This is a genomic window from Thalassovita mangrovi, from assembly GCF_009857745.1.
In the GTDB taxonomy this organism is placed as follows: domain Bacteria; phylum Pseudomonadota; class Alphaproteobacteria; order Rhodobacterales; family Rhodobacteraceae; genus Thalassobius; species Thalassobius mangrovi.
Genome location: NZ_WWEN01000006.1, coordinates 131,467 through 153,942 on the forward strand (window position 1 = coordinate 131,467; position 22,476 = coordinate 153,942).

The window sequence follows — 22,476 nt, forward strand, 5'->3', positions numbered from 1 at the left end:
GGGGGAAACGGGGGAACGCGCATGGCTTTGCCGGCCAAGGATCAGCTGAAATACTGGGGCGTCGCCACGGCGGTTTTCGCCGTGGTGCTGTGGTATCTGGGCGACGTTTTGCTGCCCTTCGTGCTGGGCGGGGCGGTGGCCTATTTCCTTGATCCCGTGGCCGACAAGCTGGAAGAGATGGGGCTGAGCCGGGCGGCGGCGACGGCGGTGATCACCCTGGCCGCGATCCTGATCTTCGTCATCCTGATCCTGCTGGTGCTGCCGACGCTGATCCAGCAATCGGTGTCGCTGTTCAACACCGTCCCCGACCTGTTCAAGGAATTGCGCAGCTTCCTGATCACCAAGTTCCCCGACTTGATGGACGAGAATTCGACGCTCTATCAGTCGCTGGCCTCGGTGGGCGAAACGATCAAGTCGCGCGGCGGCGAATTGCTCAACACGCTGCTGAGTTCGGCGATGTCGATCATCAACATGGTGGCGCTGCTGGTCATCGTGCCGGTGGTCGCCTTCTACCTGCTGTTCGACTGGGACAACATGATGGCCCGGATCGACGAATTGCTGCCGCGCGACCATGCGCCGGTGATCCGCCGGGTGTCGGCCGATATCGACAAGACGCTGGCCAGCTTCATCCGCGGCATGGGCACCGTCTGCCTGATCCTGGGCAGCTATTACGCGGTGGCACTGATGCTGGTGGGGCTGCAATTCGGGCTGGTCGTGGGATTTGTCGCCGGCGCGCTGACCTTCATCCCTTACGTCGGCGCCTTCGTCGGCGGCGTGTTGGCGATCGGGCTGGCGCTGTTCCAGTTCTGGGGCGAATGGGTGTCGATCGGGCTGGTGGTCGGCATCTTCGTGCTGGGCCAGGTGGCCGAGGGCAATTTCCTGACCCCGAAACTGGTCGGCAGCTCGGTCGGGCTGCACCCGGTCTGGCTGATCCTGGCGCTGTCGGTCTTCGGCGCGCTGTTCGGCTTCATCGGGATGCTGGTGGCGGTGCCGGTGGCCGCCGCGATCGGCGTCATCGCCCGTTTCCTGGTCGAGGAATACAAGGACAGCCGCCTGTATCGCGGCCATACCGGCAATCCCGGGGAAGACGACGCGTGAAGACCCAACAGTTGAGTTTCGACCTGCCGGTGCGCCCCGCGCTTGGCCGCGACGATTTCTTCGTCTCGCCCGCCAATGCGATGGCGGTGGTGCTGACCGAAAGCTGGCAATCCTGGGCCGGGCGCAAGCTGGCGCTGATCGGGCCGGCGGGATCGGGCAAGACCCACCTGGCCCATGTCTGGGCCGCGGCGAGCGGCGCGCGGATCGTGAATGCCCGTGACCTGGCCGAGGCCGATATCCCGTCCCTGGCCAGCGGCCCGGTGGCGGTGGAGGACGTGCAGAACATCGCCGGGAACCGCCCCGCCGAGGAGGCGCTGTTCCACCTGCACAACCTGGTGCTGGCCGAGGGCCATCACCTGCTGGTGACGGCCGATCGCGAACCGCATCTGTGGGGGCTGACCCTGCCCGACCTGATGAGCCGGATGCAGGGCACCCAGGCGGTGCGGCTGGACCAGCCCGACGATCAACTGCTGACGGCGGTTGTGGCCAAGCTGTTCGCCGACCGGCAGCTGGCCCCGGCGCCGGACGTGATCGCCTATCTGGTCGCCCGGATGGACCGGTCGATGCAGGCCGCCCGCGACCTGGTGGCGCGAATCGACCGCGAGGCGCTGGCGCAGAAACGCCCCGTCACCCGGCGGTTGGCAGCGGAAGTGTTGGGCCAGAGCGAATTTCCCGACCTGCTGGATGGCGCGGGCTGAGCGGCAGCGGATGGATTGGGGGCCAGCCCCCAAACCCCCGGGACATTTTTGAACAGAAGAAGATCGGCGGGAGGATCAGGGCCCGGCGCAGCCGTGGCCCTAGCCGCTGGACAATCCCCGGCAACGGCGGCACTCTGATGTCACCGTAGCGTCACAAGTTCCAAGCATAAGCGGCTCATGATACAAGCAGATTTCCTCAAAGCTCCGTTCCCGGAGCCCGTCGACCTTCCCGATCTGGATTTCACCGGCCCGGGCCGTTTCTACAACCGCGAACTGAGCTGGCTGGGCTTCAACTGGCGCGTGCTGGAAGAGGCGGAGAACCCCCGGGTTCCGCTGCTCGAACGGGTGCGGTTCCTGTCGATTTCGGCCACCAACCTGGATGAATTCTATACCGTGCGCGTCGCCGGTCTGCGCGAGCTGAAGCGCGAGGGCCATACAGCCCCCGCGCAGGACGGGCTGAGCCCCGCCGAACAGCTGGTGCTGATCAACGAGGACGCCCGCAACCTGATGCAGGAACAGCAGCGCATCTTCGGCGATCTGCGCAAGGAACTGGCCGGCGAAAACATCTTCATCCTCGACCGCAATGACGTGCCGGAGGACGACAAGCCCTATCTGCTGGACATCTTCCTGAACAAGGTGTTCCCGGTGCTGTCGCCGCTGGCGGTGGACCCGGCGCACCCGTTCCCCTTCATCCCCAACACCGGTTTTTCGCTGGCGCTAAGGATGGAACGGCGCAGCGACAAGCGGCAGCTGACCACGCTGCTGCCGATCCCGCAGCAGATCGACCGTTTCGTGCGGCTGCCCAACGCCGAAAGCGGCGATCGGTTCCTGCCGCTGGAGGAACTGCTGCTGCTGTTCGCGGAAAAACTGTTCCCCGGCTACGTGATGAAGGGTCATTGCACCTTCCGCGTGCTGCGCGACAGCGATTTGGAGGTCGAGGAAGAGGCCGAAGACCTGGTGCGCGAATTCGAGGTGGCGCTGAAGCGCCGCCGCCGCGGCGAAGTGGTGCGGATGAAGATTTCGTCCGGCGCGCCCGCGGCGCTGACCTCGGTCATCATGCGCGAATTGCATGTGGTCGACGACGAAATCGTCGAGGTCGACGGCATGATCGGCATCGCCGACGTCAAGGAACTGGTGATCGACGAGCGGCCCGACCTGCTGTGGCCCAGCTTCACCCCGCGGGTGCCCGAACGGGTACAGGACCATGACGGCGATATGTTCGAGGCGATCAAGCAAAAGGACATGCTGCTGCACCACCCCTACGAGACCTTCGACATGGTGGTGCGTTTCCTGCAGCAGGCGGCGCATGATCCCAACGTGGTGGCGATCAAGCAGACGCTGTACCGCACCTCGAAGAAATCGCCCATCGTCGAAGCCCTGTGCGAGGCGGCCGAGGACGGCAAATCGGTCACCGCGCTGGTGGAACTCAAGGCGCGGTTCGACGAGGCCGCCAATATCCGCCAGTCGCGGCGGCTGGAACGCGCCGGGGCGCATGTGGTCTACGGCTTCACCGACTGGAAGACGCATGCGAAGATTTCCACCGTGGTGCGCCGCGAGGGCGACAAGCTGGTGACCTATACCCATTACGGCACCGGCAATTATCACCCGATCACCGCCAAGATCTACACCGACCTGAGCTTCTTCACCTGCGACGCCTCGCTGGGGCGCGATGCCACCAAGGTGTTCAACTACCTGTCGGGCTATGTCGAACCGGAAGGGCTGGAAAAGCTGTCGATTTCGCCCAGCGGGCTGAAGCAGAAGCTGCTGGAGGAATTCGAGAACGAGGCCGAACACGCCCGCGCCGGACGTCCGGCGGAAATCTGGGCCAAGATGAATTCGCTGATCGACGCGGAAATCATCGACGGTTTGTACAGGGCCAGCCAGGCCGGGGTGAAGATCAGCCTGGTCATCCGCGGCATCTGCGGCATCCGCCCCGGCATCAAGGGGTTGAGCGAAAACATCCGCGTCAAATCCATCGTCGGGCGGTTCCTGGAACATTCGCGGATCGCCTGCTTCGGCAACGGTCACGGCCTGCCCAGCAAGCAGGCGCGGGTCTATATTTCCTCGGCCGACTGGATGGGGCGCAACCTGAACCGGCGGGTCGAAACCCTGGTGCAGATCGAAAATCCCACGGTGAAGGCGCAGATCGTCGGCCAGATCATGGCGGCCAACATGGCCGATGTGGCGCAAAGCTGGGTGATGAAGCCCGACGGGCATTTCCAGCGCGCGACCTGGGACGAAGGCGACTTTGCGTTCAACTGCCACCGGTTCTTCATGGAAAACCCGTCGCTGTCGGGCCGCGGCTCCGCCGGGGCGAAGGATGTGCCCAAGCTGACGCATACCAACGATTGACCTTCCGGCCCGGCTTGGGCAAGAAAGCTTGAAGCTACAAGGAAGAGTTCGATGGACGATCCGAACGCCCCGGCTGGGCAGGATTGGGGCCCGTTTGGCAGGCCGCTGTTCAACGACCCCTCGTCGCGGGCGCTGTCGCGCGTCGGCGTGGTCGATATCGGGTCGAACTCGGTCCGGATGGTGGTGTTCGACGGCGCCGCCCGGTCGCCCGCCTATTTCTTCAACGAAAAGATCATGTGCGCGCTTGGCGCGGGATTGTCCGAAACCGGGCGGCTGAACCCCGAGGGCCGGGTGCGGGCGCTGGCTGCGATGCGCCGGTTCCAGCGGCTGGCCGAGGGCATGGACATGCCGCCGCTGACCGCGGTGGCCACGGCGGCCGTGCGCGAAGCCGAGGACGGGCCGGATTTCGTGGCCGAGGTGGAACGCGAAACCGGGGTGAAGATTTTCGTCATCGACGGCGAGGAAGAGGCGCGGCTGTCGGCGCAGGGCGTGCTGCTGGGCTGGCCGGGGTCTTACGGGCTGGTCTGCGATATCGGCGGGTCGTCGATGGAACTGGCGGAAATCGCCGGTGGCGCGGTCAAGCGGCGGGTGACCTCGAAGCTGGGGCCGCTGAAGCTGAAGGACGTGCCGGGCGGCAAGAAGGGGCGCCGGGAATACATCGCCGACACCGTCGCCGAGCTGGCCGAGGTGATGGGGTCGCAGCGCAACCGGCTGTTCCTGGTCGGCGGGTCGTGGCGGGCGATCGCACGGGTCGACATGGAACGGCGCGGCTATCCTTTGCACGTGCTGCACGAATACCGGATGACCCGGAAATCGGTGAGCGCCACGCTCGCCTATATCGCCGAAACCGACCCCGACGAGCTGCGCAAGCGCTGCGGGCTGTCGGCCCAGCGGATGGCCCTGGTGCCGCTGGCGGGCGAGGTCCTGAAACAGGTGGTGAAGACCTTCCAGCCGCATGACATCGCGGTGTCGAGCTATGGCATCCGCGAAGGGATGCTCTATGAGCAGATGCCGCAGAAGCTGCGCGAACGCGATCCGCTGATCGAGGCGAGCTATTTTTCCGAAGCCAAGGATGCGCGCCTGCCCGGGTTCGGCCGCAGCCTGTACCAGTTCGTGCTGCCGCTGTTCAAATCCGCGCCGCTGGAGCGCAAGCGGCTGATCAAGGCGGCCTGCCTGATGCATGACGTCAGCTGGCGCGCCCATCCCGATTACCGCGCCGAGGCCTGTTTCGACAACGTGACCCGCGCCAACCTGGGCGGGCTGCGCCATTCCGAACGGGTGTTCCTGGGCCTGTCGCTGCTGCACCGCTATCGCAATTCGCGGTCGGGCACGCGGTTCGAACCGATGTTCGACCTGCTGGACGAGAAATCGATGAAAGAGGCGGAAATCCTCGGCAAGGCGATGCGGTTCGGCGCCATGCTGTGGCCGCAGAACGATCAGCCGATCGGCGAATTGCGCTGGTTCCCGAAGAAGAAGTTCTTGCAGCTGTTCCTGGAACAGGACTCCGAAGCCCTGTTCGGCGAAGTGGCCGAGGCGCGGTTCAAATCGCTGGCCAAATCGCTGGACGCGGAAACCGAAGTGAAAATCCGCCGCGCCACCCGGCCGCACCAGCCCTGAACCGGCCACCCGGCAACGGGTCGGTTACAGGTCGATCTGGCCCTCTTCCTTATCCGGCAGGGCGTTGGGGGCCGGCGGCATGTCCGGCGGCGGCAGCGGGGTCTTGCGGCGCAGGATGATATCGCCATTGGGCAGCAATTCGGGCGGGTGATACATGGTGATATCGTCCACCTTGCCCATCAGGTCGCGCAGCGCCGGGCCCATTTCCTGCGCGAACTGGCGCAGGGCGGGTTCCATTTCCTCGGTCAGGTCCTGCAGGTCTTCCAGCGCGGGTTCCATTTCCTGCATGATCCCCCTGAAGAACAGCTTGGCGCCCTCTTCCATCAGGGAAAAGCCTTCCTCTTCCGGCGCGGGCGACGGCGCATCCTGATCCTGGGCAAAGACGGGCTGGGCCAGCAAGGCGGCGCTCAGGGCGGTGGCGAGAACATGTTTCATGCCCCTAAGATAGTCCAGTTCGGTGACAGTTTTTAGGGGGCAATGCGCGATGGGCCGAATCCGGCCTGCCGCGCCGCCCTAGTCCAGATCGATATCCAGCGTGACCGGGAAATGATCCGACGCGGTCAGCAGCGCCTCGCGCAGTTCGGGCACCCGGAAACAGCCGGCATCGTCGAACGGGTGCCAGATGCGCCAGTCGGGATTGCGCGCGCGCAGGTCGGGCGACACCATGATGTAATCCAGCAGCGCCGACAGGTAGTGTTTTTCGCTTTCGATATAGAACCGCGCGGTGGCGATATGCGCCCAGCGGTGCTGCAGCACCTGGCGCGCATGGGGATCGTAAAGGCAGGGCCCGTCGGTATCGCCCATCACGATTTCGACCGAGGAACGACCGAACAGGTTTTCGTATTCGTCCAGCCCCGGACCGTCGTTCAGATCGCCCAGCACGATCAGCGGTTCGCCCAGATCCAGGTGGGTTTCGATCCGGCGGCGCAGCCAGATCGCCTGCGCCAGCTGCTTGCGCCGGTTGGCGATGGCGGCGCGCATGATTTCGTCGCGCCCGCGCGCGCCGTGCGGCGCCTTGGATTTCAGATGCGCCCCGATCATCCGCAATTCGAACCCGCCCGCCGTGCGCAACCACAGTTCCAGCGGCGGCTTGGAAAAGCTGACCAGATCCTCGGTCGCGTCGATATCCAGGTCGATCCGGAACACCCCGTCGAAGCGCGGCGCGTCGGGCGATCCCTTCTTGCCGGTCGGCGCGCCCAGCGGATCGTGCCAGGCGCTCAGCCGGTCGGGATCGTAGAGAAGCGCGATTTCCTGCTGGGTATGGTTGGAAAACCCCACCACCGCCTTGCGGCAGCGCAGGTCGAAGGCGCGGGCGAAGCTTTCCAGCGCGTTGACCGTGGTGCGCTTGTGGTTTTCGTCGGGCGCTTCGATGATCATCACCGCGTCGGCGTCGATCGCGGTGAACACAATGCCCAAGGCAGCCAGCTGTTCGCCCCGTTTGACGTCCTGCCGCCCCGACCAGCGGTCGTCGTCCAGCAGATCACCCGCATCGTCAAACAGGTTGTTGAACCATTCGACGTTATAGGTGGCGATCCGCATCAGGCATCCCCGTCACGCGTTTTCGGAGGCGCTGATTTCCTCCCACGCGTTGTTGAGGTCGATCATCCGCTTCTCGGCCAGCTTCACCGCTTCTGGCGGCACCCCGCGCGCGACCATCGCATCGGGGTGGGTGTCGCGCACCAGCCGTTTCCAATGGCGGCGGATGTCGTCCATCGGCATGTCGGGGCTGACCCCCAGCACCGCGTAAGGATCGGGCGCGGCATCGGGCACGAAGCGCGACCGCAGCCCGCGAAACTCCGCCTCGCCCATGCCGAAGATTTCCGCCACCCGCGCCAGGAAGGCGTCCTCGGCCGGGTGGTAGCTGCCGTCGGCCATGGCGATGTGGAACAGCCCTTCCATCAGGTCGCACAGGCAATCGCCGCTTTCGCTGAACATCGCCCGGATGCGGCGGGCGTAATCTTCGAACCCGGCGACGTCCTGGCGCGCCAGGTTGAACACGCGCGCCGCGCCCGGTTCGTCATCGCGCGCGATCTGGAACACTTCGCGCATCGCGCTGACCTCGTCGCGGGTGACCAGACCGTCGGCCTTGGCCATCTTGGCCGACAAGGCGATGACCGCGATGGTGAAGGCGACGCTGCGTTCCGGCGGCGTGCGCAGGGTGTCGAAGATCGTGCTCAGCCCCTCGCCATTGGCAAGGGCCGAAATCGCATCGCCTATGCGTCTCCAGATCGACATGATCCCATCCTAGCCCGCGCCCACGTAAAAGTCATGGCGCATAAAGCAGATGCGGCGCGCGGATCAAAGGATTTTCTGCATCAACACAAGGTCCATCCAGCGGTCGAACTTGCGCCCCACCTCGGGCAGGCGGGCGATTTCCTTGAATCCGATGGCGGTATGAAAGGCGATCCCGTCGGCATTTTCGGCGCTGACCCCGCCGAACAGCGAATGCGCCCCGCCCGCGCGGGCGTGATCCTCGATCGCGCTCATCAGGGCCCGGCCGATGCCCCGCCCCCAGGCGCGCGGCGACAGGATCACCGTGTGTTCCATCGTGTGGCGGTATCCCGGCCCGCCGCGGAACTGGGCATAGGTGGCGAAGCCCGCCACCTCCCCGTCCAGCTCGGCCACCAGGAAGGTCTTGCCGTCGGCCGCTTTGGCGGCGAAATCGGCGATCAGCCCGTCCTCGGTCTTTTCCAGGTTGGTGAAGGTCGCGGCGCTGTTGCGGATCACGTCGTTCCAGATTTCCGCCACCGCCTTGGCGTCTTGCGGCCCAGCCTGTCGGATCAGCACGACAGGCTCCGGTTTTCTCCGTTCACAAGGAAATCCGCGCTCATTGCAGGCTTGTCCGCCGTTTCGAACACCAGTCTCGGCTCGGACAGCAGCGGCGCCAGCACCTGTTCCAGCTCCGCCGCCTGCGGATGCGCCAAGGTCAACCGTTCCAGCCGCGCCCCGGTGGGCGTCAGCGATCCGGCCGCCTGCCGCCCCTGCCATTGCAGCAGCGCCGGGCAGATTTCGTCGAACGGCAGATAGCCGTCCTCGGGCACCGCCATCAGCCAGCGCAGATCGCCACGCGCCAGCGCCTGCACCTTGCCGGTGCCTTCGGGCATCTGCGCCAGGTCGGCGCGAATATCGTCGCTGCGGCAGGCCCAGTTGTGCAGGCAGGGCGTGTCGTCGAAATCGTCCAGCGCGAACCAGCGCGGATCGGGCGGCAGATCTGCCTGCGGATCGACCGCGATCACCTCCAGGTAAATCCCGTCCTCCAGCCCGGCCAGCAGGTTATGGGTGCCATAGCGCGGATGCTGGCCGCCCTTCTGCATGGGGATGCCCAGTTCCGCCTCGACAAAGGCGCGGCCTTCCTTCAGCGACCGCGCCGCGACGACGATGTGATCCAATTGCAACATTCCGACCGCTCCCGGCTCCCGCTTTCTTGAAGCAGAATTTATATTACCCATTTCGTCAGGAAATCTGACTCCGCGCACAGGGAAACGCAATGCTGCTTAGAACCATAGACCGATTTTTCCGCCACGAAGCCTCAGGGGGCATCCTGTTGATGCTCTCCGCCGTCGCCGCACTGATCGTGGCGAATTCCTCGCTCTCGGGCTTCTACGACAGTTTCCTCAGCGCCAAGCTGGCGGTGACGCTGAACGGCGAAGGGCTGGCCAAGCCGCTGATCCTGTGGATCAACGACGGGTTGATGGCGGTGTTCTTCTTCCTGATCGGGCTGGAGCTGAAGCGCGAAATGCTCGAAGGCAAGCTGAAGAACCCCAAGGACGTGATGCTGCCGGGCCTGGCCGCCGTGGGCGGCATGGCGGTGCCCGCGCTGATCTACGCCGCGCTGAACTGGGGCGAACCCAGCCTGCCCGGCTGGGCCATCCCGGCGGCCACCGACATCGCCTTCGCGCTCGGCATCCTGGCCTTGATGGGCTCGCGCGCGCCGGCTTCGCTCAAGGTGTTCCTGCTGACGCTGGCGATCCTTGATGACCTCGGCGCGATTGTGATCATCGCGCTCTTTTACACCGCCGAACTGAAGGTCGATTACCTGTTCCTGGCGCTGCTGCCGCTGGGCGCGATGATCTGGCTGAACATCAAGCAGACGCACCGGGTGGCGCCGATGATCCTGCTGGGCATCATCCTGTGGGTCTTCGTGCTGAAATCCGGCGTTCATGCGACGCTGGCGGGCGTGATCACCGCCTTCTTCATCCCGCTGACCGACAAGTGGGGCAAAAGCCCGCTGCACGCGCTGGAAAACGGGCTCGGGCCGTATGTGCTCTACCTCATCGTGCCGATCTTCGCCTTCGCCAATGCGGGCGTGGTGCTGACCGGGATCACCCTGGCCGATTTCGCCGCCCCGCTGCCGATGGGCATCGCGCTTGGCCTGATCGCGGGCAAGCAGATCGGCGTCTTCGGCGTCACCTGGTTCCTGGTGAAATCCGGGCTGGCGCGGATGCCGGCCGGGGCCAACTGGGTGCATATCTACGGCATCGCCTGCCTGGCGGGCATCGGCTTCACCATGTCGCTGTTCATCGGCGGGCTCAGCTTCAGCGATGCCGCGATGATGAACCAGGTGCGCCTTGGCGTGCTGACCGGCTCGCTGATCTCGGCCGTACTCGGCTACGCCGCGCTGAGCGCCGCCAACCGCCGGGGGGCGCCCCAGCCCCAAGCCGCGGAATAAACCGCACACACAAAATGAAGGGCCCGCGCGTCGCACAAACGCCGGGCCCTTCTTCTGTTCAAAAATATCCTCGGGGGGAATTGGCCGCAGGCCAAGGGGGGCAGACAGCCCCCCTGCCCGGTCCAATCAGCCGCGCGCCTCGCGGATCAGCTTCAGGATATCCTGCGCCGCCTCGGGAATATTGGTGCCCGGTCCGAAGATCGCCTTCACGCCGGCCTTTTTCAGGAAGTCGTAATCCTGCTGCGGGATCACCCCGCCGCAGATCACGATGATGTCCTCGGCGTCCTTGTCCTTCAGCGCCGCGATCAGCTGCGGCGCCAGGGTCTTGTGACCCGCCGCCTGGGACGAGATGCCGACCACGTGCACGTCGTTGTCCACCGCGTCCTGCGCCGCTTCCTCGGGGGTCTGGAATAGCGGGCCGACGTCGACGTCAAACCCGATATCGGCGAAGGCCGTGGCGATCACCTTGGCGCCGCGGTCGTGGCCGTCCTGGCCCATCTTCACCACCAGCATGCGCGGGCGGCGGCCTTCTTCCTCGGCGAAATCCTCGACCGATTTCTGGATCTTGGCGAAACCTTCGTCGCCCTCGTAGGCGGCACCATAGACGCCCGCCAGGGTCTTCACCTCGGCGCGGTGACGGCCGAATTCCTTTTCCATTGCCATGCTGATTTCTCCGACAGTCGCCCGTGCGCGGGCGGCCTCGACCGCCGCTTCGAGCAGGTTGCCGCCTTCCTTGGCGCGGCGGGTGAGTTCGGCTAAAGCCGCCTCGCAGGCGGCCTCGTCGCGGGTGGCGCGGATCTGTTGCAGTCGCGCGATCTGGCTTTCGCGCACCGCAACGTTGTCGACGTCGAGGATGTCGATCGGGTCTTCGCGGTCCTTGCGGTACTTGTTGACGCCGACGATCACTTCCTCGCCGCGGTCGATCATCGCCTGGCGGCGGGCGGCGGTTTCCTCGATCCTGAGCTTCGGCATGCCAGAAGCGACGGCCTTGGTCATGCCGCCCATCTCCTCGACCTCCTGCATCAGCGCCCAGGCCTTGTCGGCCAGTTCTGCGGTCAGGCTTTCGACGTAATAGGACCCGGCCAGCGGGTCGACCACGTTGGTCACGCCGGTTTCTTCCTGCAAGATCAGCTGCGTGTTGCGCGCGATCCGGGCCGAGAAATCGGTGGGCAGCGCGATCGCCTCATCAAGCGCGTTGGTATGCAGCGACTGGGTGCCGCCCAGAACCGCGCTCATCGCCTCGTAGGCGGTGCGGATCACGTTGTTGTACGGATCCTGTTCCTGCAACGACACTCCGCTCGTCTGGCAGTGGGTGCGCAGCATCTTGGATCGTTCGTTCTGCGCCCCGAATTCGGTCATCACCCGGTGCCACAGCAGCCGTGCGGCGCGCAGCTTGGCGGCTTCCATGAAGAAGTTCATGCCGATGGCGAAGAAGAAGGACAGGCGGCCGGCGAACTTGTCCACGTCCATCCCCGCCTCGATCGCGGCGCGCACGTATTCGCGCCCGTCGGCCAGCGTATAGGCCAGTTCCTGCACCAGGTTCGCGCCCGCTTCCTGCATGTGATAGCCGGAAATCGAGATCGAGTTGAATTTCGGCATCTCGTTCGAGGTGTATTCGATGATGTCCGAAATGATCCGCATCGAGGGTTCGGGCGGATAGATATAGGTATTGCGGACCATGAATTCCTTCAGAATGTCGTTCTGAATGGTCCCCGCCAGCAGCGCCTTGTCATGGCCCTGTTCTTCGCCCGTCACGATGAAGCTGGCGAGGATCGGGATCACCGCGCCGTTCATCGTCATCGACACCGACACCTGGTCGAGCGGGATGCCGTCGAACAGGATCTTCATGTCCTCGACGCTGTCGATGGCGACGCCCGCCTTGCCGACATCGCCGACGACGCGCGGGTGATCGGAATCATAGCCGCGGTGGGTGGCCAGGTCGAAGGCCACCGACACGCCCTGCTGACCGGCGGCCAGGTTGCGGCGGTAGAAGGCGTTGGATTCCTCGGCCGTGGAGAAACCGGCATATTGCCGGATGGTCCAGGGACGGCCGGCATACATGGTGGCCTTCACCCCGCGGGTGAACGGGCCGAAGCCCGGCAAGCTGCCCATATGGTCCAGTTGGGACGTGTCTTCCTCGGTGTAAAGCGGCTGAACCTCGATCCCTTCCAGGGTGTTCCAGTTCAGGTCCTCCAGCGGGCGGCCGCGGAGTTCCTTTTCCGCCAGCTTGCGCCAGTCATCCTTGTTCAGGGTCATCGGTTTGTCCTCTTGTCTTCGCACCGCGCGGGGGCGGCACCGTGGGGAGATTGGGCAGGGTCCGGCCGCAGCAGCGGGGACCCCGTGAATTTGTCATTCGCATTCGGCGCGGGGATGCCTATATCTTGTCCGACAGGAGGTCCCATGATCACGCGAATGCTTGGAATTGCAGTCTTTCTCGCCCTGCCCGGCTGGGCCATGGCGGCCGATGCGACGGCACCGGAAACAGTGCCCGCCCCCCAGCCCGAAACGCTTTCGGCGGAAAGCGGCGAGGTCACGCTGGAGCAGTTCCTGTGGATCAAGCGGCCCATCGTGGTCTTCGCCGACAGCCCCGCCGATCCGCGCTTCGTCGAACAGATGCGGTACCTGGCGGCGGATGCGCCCGGGTTGGAACTGCGCGACGTGGTGGTTCTGACCGATACCGATCCCGCGGGCAAAAGCGCGCTGCGCAAGGATCTGCGCCCACGCGGTTTCATGCTGGCGCTGATCGACAAGGACGGGCAGGTCAAGCTGCGCAAACCCGCCCCGTGGACGGTGCGCGAAATCACCCGCTCGATCGACAAATGGCCGACCCGGCAGCAGGAAATCCGCGAAGAGCTGGGCAAGGAATAGCCGTTCCGACCCGCCGCCCGCCGGGGGGCGGGCACGTCGCGCCCTCCCCGCCGGGCCGGGCGCTGGATATGAACCGGAACGGCCATCATCCGATCACTCGAACTCGATGATCACGTCGTCCACGGCGAGGCTGTCGCCGGGGCCTGCGTTGATCTTCTTGACCACGGCCTTCTTCTCGGCGCGCAGGATGTTTTCCATCTTCATCGCCTCGACGGTGCACAGCGCCTGGCCTTCCTGCACTTCCTGGCCTTCTTCGACGTCGACCTTCACGATCAGGCCGGGCATCGGGCAGAGCAGGAATTTCGAGGTGTCGGGCGGCAGTTTTTCCGGCATCAGCTTCGCCAGTTCCGCCTGACGCGGGGTGCGCACATGGACCTTCAGGTCGGCGCCGCGGCTACGGATGCGGAAGCCGCCGGAAATCTTGCCGACCTTCAGAACCAGACCTTCATGGCCTTCAAACGCGATCTCGGCCAGCTGGTCGCCCGGGGTCCAGGCGCTGGCCACCCGCAGCGAGGTGCCGTCATCGAAGGTCACCGTCGATCCGTCGTGATCGGCGTCGATATGGACCGGGAAATCCTCGCCCTGCAGGGTCACCATCCATTCGGTGCCCACCCGGCGTTCGTGGTTGTCCATCCGGCCCGACACGCGGGTGCGGCGGATTTCCGCGACGCGGTGCATCGCGGCGCAGGCCGCCGCGATCCGGCGCAGGGTATCTTCGGGCAGTTCGACACCTTCGAACCCTTCGGGATATTCCTCGGCGATGAAGGCGGTGGTCATGTCGCCCGAGATGAATTTCGGGTGATCCATCACCGCCGACAGGAACGGCAGGTTGTGACCGATGCCTTCCACCTCGAACCCGTCCAGCGCGTTGCGCATCGCCTCGATGGCTTCGGCGCGGGTCGGGCCCCAGGTGCAGAGCTTGGCGATCATCGGGTCGTAATACATGCTGATTTCGCCGCCTTCATAGACGCCGGTATCGTTGCGCACCGCGTGATCGCCGTTGGGCGCCTCGCCCTGCCATTTGCCGTTGATCTGCAGCGGCCCGGCGGCGGTTTCCACCGGCGGGCGGTAGCGGGTCAGACGGCCGATCGAGGGCAGGAAGTTGCGATAGGGATCTTCGGCGTAAAGCCGGTTCTCGATCGCCCAGCCGGTCAGCTTCACGTCGTCCTGGGTCATGGTCAGTTTTTCACCGGCCGCGACGCGGATCATCTGTTCCACCAGGTCGACACCGGTGATCAGTTCGGTCACCGGGTGTTCCACCTGCAACCGGGTGTTCATTTCCAGGAAGTAGAAGTTCTTGTCGCCATCGACGATGAATTCCACCGTCCCGGCGCTGGCATAGCCCACCGCCTGCGCCAGGGCCACGGCCTGTTCGCCCATCGCCTTGCGGGTTTCTTCGTCCAGGAAGGGGCTGGGGGCCTCTTCGACGACCTTCTGGTTGCGGCGCTGGATCGAACATTCACGTTCGCCCAGGTAGATGCCGTTGCCGTGGCTGTCGCACAGGACCTGAATTTCGATGTGGCGCGGCTGGGTCACGAATTTCTCGATGAAGATCCGGTCATCGCCGAAGCTGTTGGCGGCCTCGTTCTTCGAGCTCTGGAAGCCTTCGCGGGCTTCCTCGTCGTTCCAGGCGATCCGCATGCCCTTGCCGCCGCCGCCCGCGCTGGCCTTGATCATCACCGGGTAGCCGATTTCGTTGGAAATCTTCACCGCCTCGTCGGCGTCTTCGATCAGGCCCATGTAACCGGGTACGGTGCTGACGCCCGCTTCCTGGGCGATCTTCTTCGAGGTGATCTTGTCGCCCATCGCCTCGATCGCGCCGACCGGCGGGCCGACGAAGGCAACGCCTTCGGCCTCGAGCGCCTCGGCGAACTTGGAGTTTTCCGACAGGAAGCCGTAACCGGGATGCACCGCCTGGGCGCCGGTGGCGCGGATCGCCTCCATCACCTTGTCGATGACGATATAGGACTGGTTGGCGGGCGGCGGGCCGATATGCACCGCTTCATCCGCCATTTCGACATGCAGCGCCTGCTTGTCGGCATCCGAATAGATCGCAACGGTCTGGATACCCATCTTGCGGGCGGTCTTGATCACCCGGCAGGCGATTTCGCCCCGGTTTGCAATCAGGATCTTATTGAACATCTCTCGTCCCTTCCGGTTCTCGGCCGCCGGGGGTCGGCCCCGGGGCTATGGCAACAAAAACCCCACCGCGGCACAGGGCCGCGATGGGGCGTAAAATCTGGACCGGCGCGATGGCCGGAGCGGCGCGCTTAGTTGCAGCGCGACGGGTATTGCTGGCAGTAGGCGACATTGGCCGCCGCGCCGACAAGCGCACCGGCGGCAAGATTGCCGTCGAGGACGGCGGCACCGGCAAGCCCGGTCCCCGCGCCGAAGAGCGCTTGTTGTTCGAATGTGTCGCCGCAGGCGGCAAGCCCGCTGCAGGCGATAAGGGCAAGGGTCCAGTGTTTAAGACGCATTGTGATTGGCTTTCTTCCGTGAGTGATTCCGGCGCCAATCTGTCCAAGTCGCGACACATGTCCAAGCCCCGCCGCGCGGCGCGGGCATTTTGCGCAAAAGCTTGCTTATAAAGCGTTTTTTCGCCACCACCCAGGCACGAAAAAACGGGCGGGCGGCCAAAAATACGGCCGGTCCGCCCGAAAGGGGAAGGGGAATGGTTCAGAACATCAGGTCCGGCATACACGTCACGAACCGGCCCTGCATATTGCAGCGTGACGCAATCCCGGCGCAGCACCAAGCCGCCATTCCAGCATGTGCCGAAATCAGCCGGTTCCCGCTTAACCTGGATCGCGTTGTGCAAAATCATGCCGATCAGTCCTCGAAGGCTTCGGGGAAGGACGCCCGCGCGACCGCCTCGTTGATGACCAGAAGCGACTCGTAGCTTTCGGGATCGAACGGGTCCTCGGCCGCGATCACCTCGCGCCCGAACAGCCAGCTCAGCCGCCCGGCATCGAGATTGCCACGCTCGAACGGCTGATCGCCGAAACATTCCCACAGCGCCTTCATGAAGGTGGCGTCGACCTGCCGGTCCACCGTCTTGCGGTCGCGGAAACGTTCGCGGCGGGTCAGCGGCGTCACCCCCTTGGGATTGGCGCGGCGGATGGTGAATTGATAATCGGTGCCGGGCATCCGACCCGGAAAGCCGCGATGTTTCAGCATGGTGCGTTCCATTCTTGTCTGCGGGCGCGCGGGCGGGCCGGACCGGGCCGGGTTCCCGGTTGCCGTGCCGCCAGACCGGCGCGCCGGTTGTCAGGGGCCGCCGGTATAGACCGGCCCGGCCGGAATGTCGCCATCTGGCTGCGGCGCTGCTGGAATTTCGCGGCATGGTGCGGGGACATCAGAAGGCCTCCCAGATGCAGCGGTCGTCTTCGATGCTGAAGGCTTCGAAATATTGCACGATCTCAGGGGCCGAGGCGCCGAATTCCAGCGGCTGCGACGACATCGAAATCACCACCTGCGACACGGTTTCCCCCGCCGCGCGCAGCAGCGGCAGCGCGTATTCGGCGCACAGATGAGCGAAATCGGGTTCCACCCGGTCATAACCGACGCCCTGCGCCAGCCCCGGCGCGACGAAGCGGAACCGCGCCCAGGCGGTGCCGTCGGGCTGCGGCTCGATGAACTGCTCCAGCGGTTCCAGCTGCAATCCGGAGGGCACGGCGGTCAGGGCCTCCTCTTGCCCGACCGCCGTGGCCGCGCTGGCCCAGAAAAGGGCACCTCCGCACGCGGCTAGATTGATGAAACGATTACCCATGACGGCCCCCGCCCGCATAAGCGATCCAGCGGGCGCGATGCGCCGGGTCCTGCAGCAATGCAGCCACCGTATCGGCGGCGCGCTGCCGGGGGAAAGTGCCGTCGACCTGACCGCCCGCGCGCACCTGCACGCCCGCGCTGGTGGTTTCGACCCGGACCACCGGGGCGAAGCCGCGCAGGTTTTGCAACGCCCGCCACATATCCTGCCGGATCTGCCGCGCCAGCCGCAGCCGCCCGACGGGCGGAAACGCGGCCTCGGCGCCGAAATCGAAGCGCGCGGGCAGCCGGCGGGCCAGCGTCAGCGCATCGTCTTCGCGCAGGATATGCCAGGTGGCGGCCATCAGCCTTGCGGCCTCCGCGCGATGCAGTCGATCTCGACCAGGGCGCCGACGGCCAGCGCCGTCACCCCCACCGTGGTGCGGGCCGGGCGCCGGTCGGCCGGGAAGAACTGCTCATACCGCGCGTTGAAGGCGGCGTAATCGCGTTCGAACTCGGTCAGGTAACAACGGCATTGCACCACATGGCTCAGGTCCAGTCCCAGCCCTTTTAGCACGATTTCCAGATTGGCCATGACCCGCGCGGTCTGCGCCTCGATCCCGTCGGGAAGCGGCGCATCCGGCGCGTCGGGGTCGGTCGGCATCTGCCCGGTCAGGATCACCCAGCCATCGGTTTCCACCGCATGGCTGAATGGCGCGACCGGGCGGGGACCGCCGGAAATCATATGGAAGACAGGATCGGACATGGTCGCCCCTCGGATCACAACGGAATGTTGTCGTGCTTCTTCCACGGGTTGCTGAGCTTCTTGTTGCGAAGCGAAGCAAAGGCCCGGGACACGCGTTTGCGGGTCGAATGCGGCTGGATCACCTCGTCGATGAAGCCGCGTTCGGCGGCGACGAAGGGATTGGCGAAGCGGTCTTCGTAATCCTTCGTGTGCGCCGCGATCTTGTCGGCGTCGCCCAGATCGGCGCGGTGGATGATTTCGGTCGCGCCCTTGGCACCCATCACCGCGATTTCGGCGGTCGGCCAGGCATAGTTGAAATCGCCGCGCAGGTGCTTGGACGCCATCACGTCGTAAGCGCCGCCATAGGCCTTGCGGGTGATCACGGTCACCTTGGGCACCGTCGCTTCGCCATAAGCGAACAGCAGCTTCGCACCGTGCTTGATGACGCCGCCATATTCCTGGCTGGTCCCCGGCAGGAAGCCCGGCACGTCGACCAGGGTCAGGATCGGGATTTCGAACGCATCGCAGAAGCGCACGAAACGCGCGGCCTTGCGGGACGAGTCGATGTCGAGGCAGCCTGCCAGCACCATCGGCTGGTTCGCCACCACGCCCACGGTCTGACCTTCCAGACGGATGAAGCCGGTGATGATGTTCTTGGCGTAATCTTCCTGAATCTCGTAGAAATCGCCTTCGTCCGCGACCTTCAGGATCAGTTCCTTCATGTCGTAGGGCGTGTTGGCGTTGTCCGGGATCAGCGTGTCGAGCGATGCCTCGACCCGGCCCGGTTCGTCGAAGAACGGGCGCACGGGGGGCTTTTCGCGGTTGTTCAGCGGCAGGAAATCGACCAAGCGGCGGACTTCGGCCAGCGCCTCGACGTCGTTTTCAAAGGCGCCATCGGCGACCGAAGATTTCTTGGTATGGGTCGATGCGCCGCCCAGTTCCTCGGCGGTGACATGTTCGTTGGTCACCGTCTTCACCACGTCGGGGCCGGTGACAAACATGTAGGAGCTGTCTTTGACCATGAAGATGAAATCGGTCATCGCCGGGCTGTAAACCGCGCCGCCGGCGCAGGGGCCCATGATGACGGAAATCTGCGGCACCACGCCCGAGGCCATGATATTGCGCTGGAACACTTCGGCATAGCCCGCCAGCGACGCCACCCCTTCCTGGATGCGCGCACCGCCCGAATCGTTCAGCCCGATCACCGGGGCGCCGTTCTGCACCGCCATATCCATGATCTTGCAAATCTTTTCAGCATGGGTTTCCGACAGCGACCCGCCGAAGACGGTGAAATCCTGGCTGAACACATAGACCATGCGGCCGTTGATCGTGCCCCAGCCGGTGATCACGCCATCGCCCGCGGGCTTGTCCTTTTCCATGCCGAAATCGGTGCAGCGATGCGACTTGAACATGTCGAATTCTTCGAAGCTGTCCTCGTCCAGCAGCAGCTCGACCCGTTCGCGCGCGGTCAGCTTGCCCTTTGCGTGCTGGCTGTCGATGCGGCGCTGGCCGCCGCCCAGGCGGGCGGCTGCGCGGCGTTCTTCCAATTCCTGGAGAATATCTTTCATGGCAGACCTCATATGATTTGGGCTAGGGTATAGGGGTTGGACGGCATGTCTCAAAGAAAAATCCGGCAAATTTGCAAACAGTTGGCAGCATGAGGCGAGCTAATTGCAAAGCAGCAAATTGACGTTACGTAAGCAAATTGACGCCGCTGGACAGCCGGAGATTTCGCCCCATAGATTTCACCCATGAAGAGTATAACGAGTGTCCGGTTTCTCGACCGTAGCACAGCCCCGCATATTTCGACTCTGATTTTTCTGGCCGGCATGTCCGCGCTGGCGATGAACATTTTCCTGCCCTCGCTGCCCGGCATGGCCGAATATTTCGATGCCGATTATTCGGTGATGCAGCTTTCGGTGGCGCTTTACCTTGCCATCAACGGCGTGTTGCAGATTTTCGTCGGCCCGCTGTCGGACAAGTTCGGCCGCCGCCCGGTTCTGCTGTGGGGCACCGGGTTGTTCTGCCTCGCCACGCTGGGCTGCATCCTGTCGACCAGCGAATTCATGTTCCTGGTGTTCCGCATGCTGCAGGCGGTGATCGCGGTGGCGATCGTGCTGTCGCGCGCGGTGGTGCGCGACATGTTCCCGCCGGAAAAGGCGGCCTCGATGATGGGCTATGTCACCATGGGCATGTCGCTGGTGCCGATGCTGGGCCCGGCGCTTGGCGGCTACCTGGAATCGCTGTTCAGCTGGAAAGCCTCCTTCGTGCTGCTGCTGGCCTGCGGCGTGACGCTGTTTTGCCTGATCTGGCTCGACCTGGGCGAAACCGCGCCGAAGAACGGCAATTCGGTCGGCCAGCAGTTCCGCGAATATCCCGAATTGCTGGTCTCGCAGCGGTTCTGGGGCTATTGCATGGCTTCGGCGCTGAATGCGGGGGCGTTCTTCGCCTATCTCGGCGGCGGGCCCTTCGTGGGCACCGAGGTGTTCAACCTGTCGCCGGAAAAGGTGGGGCTCTATTTCGCCATGCCGGGGATCGGGTACTTCATCGGCAATTTCATCTCGGGGCGGTTTTCCGCCCGGATCGGGGTCAACCCGATGATCCTGCGCGGCACGATGATCACCTCGGGCGGGCTGCTGCTGTCGCTGCTGCTCAGCCTGTGCGGCTTCCATCACCCGGTGCTGTTCTACGGCTCGATGGTCTTCGTCGGCATCGGCAACGGCATGACCATTCCCAACGCGACCTCGGGGATGCTGTCGGTGCGGCCGCACCTGGCCGGCACCGCCTCGGGACTGGGCGGCACGATGATGATCGGCGGCGGCGCGGCGCTATCTGCGCTGGCGGGCGTGTTGCTGACGCCGGGATCGACCGAAGTGCCGCTGGTCGGGCTGATGACAGCGACCTCGCTGGCCTCGATCCTGTTCATCCGGATGGTCGTCCGGCGGGAACGGTTGGTGGGAATCTGACCCCTTGCGCCCGCGGGTTTGCAAATCTAGGCTTTGCCAATCGCAAAACTGTAAACCCATCGGGTGCGGATCATGGCCACACAAAAACTCTATGCCGGCGCAAAGCTGCGCGAAACCCGTCTGCGACTGGGGCTGACGCAGAAGGAATTCGCCACCAAGCTGGGCGTGTCGCTGCCCTATCTGAACCAGATGGAAAACAACAACCGGCCGGTATCCACCACGGTCGTTCTGGCGCTGGCGCAGGAATTCGGCTTCGACGTGACCGAACTGTCGACCGGCGACAGCGAACGCCTGGTCAGCGACATGCGCGAAGCGATCGCCGACCCGGTCTTTGCCGACAACATGCCGCCCCTGGCCGATCTGCGCCTCACCGCCTCGAACGCCCCGGCACTGGCGCGCGCGTTCCTGGACCTGCACCGGGCCTATCGGCAGACCCATGAACGGCTGGCGTCGCTAGACGAAGCATTGGGGCGCGAAGACAGCCGCACCCAGCCCTCCCCCTGGGAAGAGGTGCGCGATTTCTTCCATTACTGCGACAACTACATCGACGCGGTGGACCGCGCTGCGGAACATTTCGCAGACCAGACCGGGCCGGGCGGTATCCGGCTGCACGCGCTGAAGGCGCTGAAATCGGCCGGGCTGACGATCAATTTCAGCGACAAGGCCAAGCTGCGCAGCTTCGACCCCGAAACCCGCACCCTGAGCATTTCGTCGCGGATGGCACCGGAAACCCAGACCTTCCAGTTGCTGCTGCAGATCGCCCTGATGCAACAGGACAAGCTGCTGGAGGCGACGCTCGATTTCGCCCGATTCCAGTCGGAGGAAGCCCGCACCATCGCCAAGATCGGGTTGGCAAATTACTTCGCGGGTGCGGCCCTGATGCCCTACGGCGATTTCCTGGCCGCGGCGCAGGAAACCCGGCACGACCTGGAACTGCTGTCGCACCGCTTCGGCGCCTCGATCGAACAGGTGGCGCACCGGTTGTCGACGCTGCAGCGCCCCGGCGCCAAGGGCATCCCGTTCTTCTTCGTCCGGGTCGATCAGGCCGGCACCATCACCAAGCGCCATTCGGCCACCCGGCTGCAATTCGCCCGCTTCGGCGGCGCCTGCCCCTTGTGGAACGTGCACAGGGCGTTCGAAAGCCCGGGACGTTTCCTGCGCCAGCTGGCCGAAACGCCCGACGGGGTGCGCTATATCAACCTGGCGCGGGACGTGTCGAAATCGGGCGGGTCCTTCGGCGCGCCGGTGCGCCGCTTCGCCATCGCTTTGGGCTGCGAAACCCGCCATGCCGCCGATCTGGTCTATGCCGACGATCTGGATCTGAACAACCCGCTGGCCTATGAGCCGATCGGGATTTCCTGCCGTATCTGCGAACGCACCGAATGCCATCAGCGTTCGGTGCCGCCGCTGGAACGGAAGCTGACCATCGACGCCAACGAGCGCGATCTGCTGCCCTATAAGGTCGGCTGAGCACCAAGCCGGGCCAGCGCTAGTCCGCGGGGCGGCGCTGCGACGATCCGGCATGGCAGTTTATCCCGCCAAACCCATGCGCCCTGTCAGCATCGGAACCAACCCCTCAAACGCGCCAGCCCGTGCGGGCGGACTGGCGCTGGCCCGGCGGCCTGACGGCCTCGTTCCGGGCTGGAACTCTTCCGAAAACTGGCAAGGCACGAAAAAGGGCGGCAACTTGCGTTGCCGCCCTCCCCCGAGGGAAATTAC

The 22,476-nt window shown here is 64.7% G+C and carries 21 protein-coding genes; 9 read left to right on the top strand and 12 right to left on the bottom strand.

Annotated elements, in window-relative coordinates; all coding sequences use genetic code 11:
* Window positions 1-21: 21 nt before the first annotated feature.
* The 4 genes from GR167_RS14540 to GR167_RS14555 all read left to right on the top strand — a co-directional run bounded on the left by GR167_RS14540 (window position 22) and on the right by GR167_RS14555 (window position 5,765).
* Window positions 22-1,098: an AI-2E family transporter gene (locus tag GR167_RS14540; protein ID WP_160974433.1), complete on the top strand. Its 1,077-nt coding sequence runs from the start codon at window positions 22-24 to the stop codon at window positions 1,096-1,098.
* On the top strand, window positions 1,095-1,796 hold the full coding sequence (locus GR167_RS14545; protein ID WP_370741322.1) for a P-loop NTPase family protein: 702 nt from the start codon (window positions 1,095-1,097) through the stop codon (window positions 1,794-1,796). Before GR167_RS14540 ends, GR167_RS14545 begins: the two co-directional genes overlap by 4 nt.
* A gap of 177 nt (window positions 1,797-1,973) precedes the next feature.
* On the top strand, window positions 1,974-4,148 hold the full coding sequence (locus GR167_RS14550; RefSeq protein ID WP_160974434.1) for an RNA degradosome polyphosphate kinase: 2,175 nt from the start codon (window positions 1,974-1,976) through the stop codon (window positions 4,146-4,148).
* A gap of 51 nt (window positions 4,149-4,199) precedes the next feature.
* Window positions 4,200-5,765: a Ppx/GppA family phosphatase gene (locus GR167_RS14555; protein ID WP_160974435.1), complete on the top strand. Its 1,566-nt coding sequence runs from the start codon at window positions 4,200-4,202 to the stop codon at window positions 5,763-5,765.
* A 24-nt stretch (window positions 5,766-5,789) separates the two neighbouring features.
* Here GR167_RS14555 and GR167_RS14560 read toward each other — a convergent pair whose 3' ends face one another.
* The 5 genes from GR167_RS14560 to GR167_RS14580 all read right to left on the bottom strand — a co-directional run bounded on the left by GR167_RS14560 (window position 5,790) and on the right by GR167_RS14580 (window position 9,163).
* Complete coding sequence (locus tag GR167_RS14560; protein ID WP_160974436.1) at window positions 5,790-6,200, bottom strand: hypothetical protein; 411 nt, start codon at window positions 6,198-6,200, stop codon at window positions 5,790-5,792.
* Window positions 6,201-6,278: 78 nt separating this feature from the next.
* Complete coding sequence (locus GR167_RS14565; RefSeq protein ID WP_160974437.1) at window positions 6,279-7,304, bottom strand: endonuclease/exonuclease/phosphatase family protein; 1,026 nt, start codon at window positions 7,302-7,304, stop codon at window positions 6,279-6,281.
* Window positions 7,305-7,316: 12 nt separating this feature from the next.
* Window positions 7,317-8,000 (bottom strand): molecular chaperone DjiA, encoded by a 684-nt coding sequence (locus tag GR167_RS14570; protein ID WP_160974438.1) that lies wholly within the window; start codon window positions 7,998-8,000, stop codon window positions 7,317-7,319.
* Between the two features lie 63 nt (window positions 8,001-8,063).
* Window positions 8,064-8,549 carry a GNAT family N-acetyltransferase gene (locus GR167_RS14575; RefSeq protein ID WP_212769994.1) on the bottom strand — a complete coding sequence of 162 codons (486 nt, stop codon included), beginning with the start codon at window positions 8,547-8,549 and terminating at the stop codon, window positions 8,064-8,066.
* Window positions 8,546-9,163: a VOC family protein gene (locus GR167_RS14580; RefSeq protein ID WP_160974440.1), complete on the bottom strand. Its 618-nt coding sequence runs from the start codon at window positions 9,161-9,163 to the stop codon at window positions 8,546-8,548. Before GR167_RS14580 ends, GR167_RS14575 begins: the two co-directional genes overlap by 4 nt.
* A gap of 89 nt (window positions 9,164-9,252) precedes the next feature.
* On the opposite strand from GR167_RS14580, the gene nhaA reads away from it, so the two are divergent.
* Window positions 9,253-10,434: a Na+/H+ antiporter NhaA gene (gene nhaA / locus GR167_RS14585; protein ID WP_160974441.1), complete on the top strand. Its 1,182-nt coding sequence runs from the start codon at window positions 9,253-9,255 to the stop codon at window positions 10,432-10,434.
* A 126-nt stretch (window positions 10,435-10,560) separates the two neighbouring features.
* Here the strand turns inward: nhaA and scpA are convergent, their stop codons facing one another.
* Window positions 10,561-12,690 carry a methylmalonyl-CoA mutase gene (gene scpA / locus GR167_RS14590; RefSeq protein WP_160974442.1) on the bottom strand — a complete coding sequence of 710 codons (2,130 nt, stop codon included), beginning with the start codon at window positions 12,688-12,690 and terminating at the stop codon, window positions 10,561-10,563.
* A 144-nt stretch (window positions 12,691-12,834) separates the two neighbouring features.
* Between scpA and GR167_RS14595 the strand changes: the two genes are divergently transcribed.
* A complete protein-coding gene (locus tag GR167_RS14595) occupies window positions 12,835-13,302 on the top strand; it encodes a DUF4174 domain-containing protein (RefSeq protein ID WP_160974443.1) in 468 nt (155 codons plus the stop codon).
* A 93-nt stretch (window positions 13,303-13,395) separates the two neighbouring features.
* Here the strand turns inward: GR167_RS14595 and GR167_RS14600 are convergent, their stop codons facing one another.
* Window positions 13,396-15,444 (bottom strand): acetyl-CoA carboxylase biotin carboxylase subunit, encoded by a 2,049-nt coding sequence (locus GR167_RS14600; RefSeq protein ID WP_160974444.1) that lies wholly within the window; start codon window positions 15,442-15,444, stop codon window positions 13,396-13,398.
* Window positions 15,445-15,527: 83 nt separating this feature from the next.
* On the opposite strand from GR167_RS14600, the gene GR167_RS20385 reads away from it, so the two are divergent.
* A complete protein-coding gene (locus GR167_RS20385; protein WP_160974445.1) occupies window positions 15,528-15,890 on the top strand; it encodes a hypothetical protein in 363 nt (120 codons plus the stop codon).
* A gap of 241 nt (window positions 15,891-16,131) precedes the next feature.
* On the opposite strand, the gene GR167_RS14610 is transcribed toward GR167_RS20385, so the two are convergent.
* The 5 genes from GR167_RS14610 to GR167_RS14630 all read right to left on the bottom strand — a co-directional run bounded on the left by GR167_RS14610 (window position 16,132) and on the right by GR167_RS14630 (window position 19,359).
* Entirely contained in the window at window positions 16,132-16,479 is a 348-nt protein-coding gene (locus GR167_RS14610) for a hypothetical protein (protein WP_160974446.1), read from the bottom strand.
* Between the two features lie 178 nt (window positions 16,480-16,657).
* Window positions 16,658-17,089, bottom strand: coding sequence for a DUF6497 family protein (locus GR167_RS14615; protein WP_306419574.1), 432 nt, complete (start codon window positions 17,087-17,089; stop codon window positions 16,658-16,660).
* The gene (locus GR167_RS14620) at window positions 17,064-17,411 is read right to left on the bottom strand and encodes a hypothetical protein (protein ID WP_160974448.1); all 348 of its coding nucleotides are present in this window, start codon (window positions 17,409-17,411) and stop codon (window positions 17,064-17,066) included. The genes GR167_RS14615 and GR167_RS14620 overlap by 26 nt, the downstream gene beginning before the upstream one ends.
* A complete protein-coding gene (locus GR167_RS14625; protein WP_212769986.1) occupies window positions 17,411-17,812 on the bottom strand; it encodes a RidA family protein in 402 nt (133 codons plus the stop codon). Before GR167_RS14625 ends, GR167_RS14620 begins: the two co-directional genes overlap by 1 nt.
* Window positions 17,813-17,826: 14 nt before the next feature.
* Window positions 17,827-19,359 (bottom strand): acyl-CoA carboxylase subunit beta, encoded by a 1,533-nt coding sequence (locus tag GR167_RS14630; RefSeq protein ID WP_160974449.1) that lies wholly within the window; start codon window positions 19,357-19,359, stop codon window positions 17,827-17,829.
* 183 nt (window positions 19,360-19,542) lie between these two features.
* Here GR167_RS14630 and GR167_RS14635 point away from each other — a divergent pair, with 183 nt between their 5' ends.
* Entirely contained in the window at window positions 19,543-20,757 is a 1,215-nt protein-coding gene (locus GR167_RS14635) for a multidrug effflux MFS transporter (protein WP_160974450.1), read from the top strand.
* 72 nt (window positions 20,758-20,829) lie between these two features.
* A complete protein-coding gene (locus GR167_RS14640) occupies window positions 20,830-22,227 on the top strand; it encodes a helix-turn-helix domain-containing protein (RefSeq protein WP_160974451.1) in 1,398 nt (465 codons plus the stop codon).
* Window positions 22,228-22,476 lie beyond the last annotated feature (249 nt).

Excerpts from the sequence above, each read along its gene's own strand:
- GR167_RS14540 (WP_160974433.1), top strand. The coding sequence starts at position 22 with ATGGCTTTGCCGGCCAAGGATCAGCTGAAATACTGGGGCGTCGCCACG.
- GR167_RS14550 (WP_160974434.1), top strand. The coding sequence starts at position 1,974 with ATGATACAAGCAGATTTCCTCAAAGCTCCGTTCCCGGAGCCCGTCGAC.
- GR167_RS14555 (WP_160974435.1), top strand. The coding sequence starts at position 4,200 with ATGGACGATCCGAACGCCCCGGCTGGGCAGGATTGGGGCCCGTTTGGC.
- GR167_RS14560 (WP_160974436.1), bottom strand. The coding sequence starts at position 6,200 with ATGAAACATGTTCTCGCCACCGCCCTGAGCGCCGCCTTGCTGGCCCAG.
- GR167_RS14565 (WP_160974437.1), bottom strand. The coding sequence starts at position 7,304 with ATGCGGATCGCCACCTATAACGTCGAATGGTTCAACAACCTGTTTGAC.
- GR167_RS14570 (WP_160974438.1), bottom strand. The coding sequence starts at position 8,000 with ATGTCGATCTGGAGACGCATAGGCGATGCGATTTCGGCCCTTGCCAAT.
- GR167_RS14580 (WP_160974440.1), bottom strand. The coding sequence starts at position 9,163 with ATGTTGCAATTGGATCACATCGTCGTCGCGGCGCGGTCGCTGAAGGAA.
- nhaA (WP_160974441.1), top strand. The coding sequence starts at position 9,253 with ATGCTGCTTAGAACCATAGACCGATTTTTCCGCCACGAAGCCTCAGGG.
- scpA (WP_160974442.1), bottom strand. The coding sequence starts at position 12,690 with ATGACCCTGAACAAGGATGACTGGCGCAAGCTGGCGGAAAAGGAACTC.
- GR167_RS14595 (WP_160974443.1), top strand. The coding sequence starts at position 12,835 with ATGATCACGCGAATGCTTGGAATTGCAGTCTTTCTCGCCCTGCCCGGC.
- GR167_RS14600 (WP_160974444.1), bottom strand. The coding sequence starts at position 15,444 with ATGTTCAATAAGATCCTGATTGCAAACCGGGGCGAAATCGCCTGCCGG.
- GR167_RS20385 (WP_160974445.1), top strand. The coding sequence starts at position 15,528 with ATGGGGCGTAAAATCTGGACCGGCGCGATGGCCGGAGCGGCGCGCTTA.
- GR167_RS14610 (WP_160974446.1), bottom strand. The coding sequence starts at position 16,479 with ATGCTGAAACATCGCGGCTTTCCGGGTCGGATGCCCGGCACCGATTAT.
- GR167_RS14615 (WP_306419574.1), bottom strand. The coding sequence starts at position 17,089 with ATGCGGGCGGGGGCCGTCATGGGTAATCGTTTCATCAATCTAGCCGCG.
- GR167_RS14620 (WP_160974448.1), bottom strand. The coding sequence starts at position 17,411 with ATGGCCGCCACCTGGCATATCCTGCGCGAAGACGATGCGCTGACGCTG.
- GR167_RS14625 (WP_212769986.1), bottom strand. The coding sequence starts at position 17,812 with ATGTCCGATCCTGTCTTCCATATGATTTCCGGCGGTCCCCGCCCGGTC.
- GR167_RS14630 (WP_160974449.1), bottom strand. The coding sequence starts at position 19,359 with ATGAAAGATATTCTCCAGGAATTGGAAGAACGCCGCGCAGCCGCCCGC.
- GR167_RS14635 (WP_160974450.1), top strand. The coding sequence starts at position 19,543 with ATGAAGAGTATAACGAGTGTCCGGTTTCTCGACCGTAGCACAGCCCCG.
- GR167_RS14640 (WP_160974451.1), top strand. The coding sequence starts at position 20,830 with ATGGCCACACAAAAACTCTATGCCGGCGCAAAGCTGCGCGAAACCCGT.